At 67.4% G+C, this 1,374-nt stretch carries 2 protein-coding genes and 2 pseudogenes; 3 read left to right on the plus strand and 1 reads right to left on the minus strand.

Annotation, left to right across the window (positions count from 1 at the left end; all coding sequences use genetic code 11):
* Window positions 1-343: 343 nt before the first annotated feature.
* Together AOK08_RS44290 and AOK08_RS49120 are read left to right on the plus strand one after the other, a co-directional pair.
* Window positions 344-493: pseudogene (locus tag AOK08_RS44290) on the plus strand (short-chain dehydrogenase); the annotation flags it as partial.
* A gap of 158 nt (window positions 494-651) precedes the next feature.
* A pseudogene (locus AOK08_RS49120) lies at window positions 652-750 on the plus strand (hypothetical protein); the annotation flags it as partial.
* On the opposite strand, the gene AOK08_RS49125 reads toward AOK08_RS49120, so the two are convergent.
* Window positions 730-1,065, minus strand: coding sequence for a DDE-type integrase/transposase/recombinase (locus AOK08_RS49125; RefSeq protein WP_055535707.1), 336 nt, complete (start codon window positions 1,063-1,065; stop codon window positions 730-732). The pseudogene AOK08_RS49120 and the gene AOK08_RS49125 overlap by 21 nt on opposite strands.
* Before the next feature lie 129 nt (window positions 1,066-1,194).
* Here AOK08_RS49125 and AOK08_RS46290 point away from each other — a divergent pair.
* A partial coding sequence (locus AOK08_RS46290; RefSeq protein ID WP_157877036.1) for a hypothetical protein occupies window positions 1,195-1,374 on the plus strand: 180 nt, incomplete at its 3' end.

Consider the following 1,374-nt stretch of genomic DNA (forward strand, 5'->3'; position numbering starts at 1 on the left):
CGGAGGGACCGAGCCCAGTCCCCGCTCCGCGGGGACTGGGCTCGGTCCCTCCGGGACCGGATCCGCTTCGCGGATCGGGTTGGCTTCGTCGGTGCGGTGTCCCGATCGCTCCGCGATCGTGCCTCCTCCCCGACTGGTGTTGGTTTTGGAGTGCAACTTGACTGGGGTGGAGGTTAGTTCGGCTAGCGGGAGGGGCGGCTGGGCGGGGTCGCGTCTGATGGGGTGTTTCTTGACGTGTCGTCAAGTGGGTGGTTGGGCGTTGAGCAGGGTCGGTCTGGTCTATCGCCTGCTTCCTTCGCTCTAAACTTTGGGATATTCGAGTTCTTCCTCTCCCCCGCTACACCCCGGCTACACCGCGACCGACCTCAACGCTCACAGCGGCCCCCAAACCGTCACCGAGGGCACGGACGCGATCGTCGCCCTTGCCACCGAGGAGCCCGGCGCCAGCACCGGACGCTTCATCTCCCGCCATGGCGAGATCGCCTGGTCCTGACACCGGCCATGCCGGATCAGCCATTTCAGGTGACGAGGAACCCACGAAGTCGTTGCAGCATTCGGCGTGGCTCCAAGGCACAGATCGCATCATGATCAATCTGCGGGAGTCGCCCTCGCGGCGGGGCCCGGACCAGTAGACGTTCTTGCGTGACACGCGTGCAACTGACGGACGAGGAGTGGGAGTTCATCGGGCCGTACCTGCCGATCGGCGCGTATGGCCCGTACCCCGAACGGCTACGGCATCAGTTCGAAGGCGTGATCTGGCGGTTCAAGACCGGCGGGCAGTGGCGGGAGATGCCCCAGGAGTTCGGCGCGGTGGTGGTCGGCCATGGCGTAGCCGACGACCTCGCGGGTGGCCAGGTCGAGCCAGCAGGCGAGGTAGAGCCGGCCCTCGGCGGTGGGCAGGCAGGTGATGTCGCCGACCAGCTTGGTGCCGGGGTGCTCGGCGTGGATGCCTCTGCGGGCGGCCTCGCCCTCGCGCCAGGCGTAGTAGTAGGAGGAGCGGGCCACGTGCAGCACCCGGCACAGCAGGAGGATCGGGTAGTGTCCACGATCAAGGGGAAGCTTCACCTGGTCCAACTCCCGCCGCCGCGCCAGCCACCGGAGCGGCTACGTCGCGCACATGCACGTCACGTGAAGCATCAGGTCAGCCATCTTCCACCCAGCTCCACCGCCGGTAAAACTGACGAAGCGCACCGGATGTCGGGCCGGCTGGGTAAGCCGTGGGCGGTCGTCCACGACAACGCCCGTATCCCGGCGGACTTCCGGCTGTACCTGACCGCGACCCCGCGCATTCTCGCCGCGCCTCGGCCGCAGAAGGGCGCGGACGGCCAGGAGCTGGAGATCGCGAGCATGACCGACGACCCGGACAGCACGTAC

The sequence above is a fragment of the Streptomyces graminilatus genome, assembly GCF_001418565.1.
Lineage (GTDB): Bacteria > Actinomycetota > Actinomycetes > Streptomycetales > Streptomycetaceae > Streptomyces > Streptomyces graminilatus.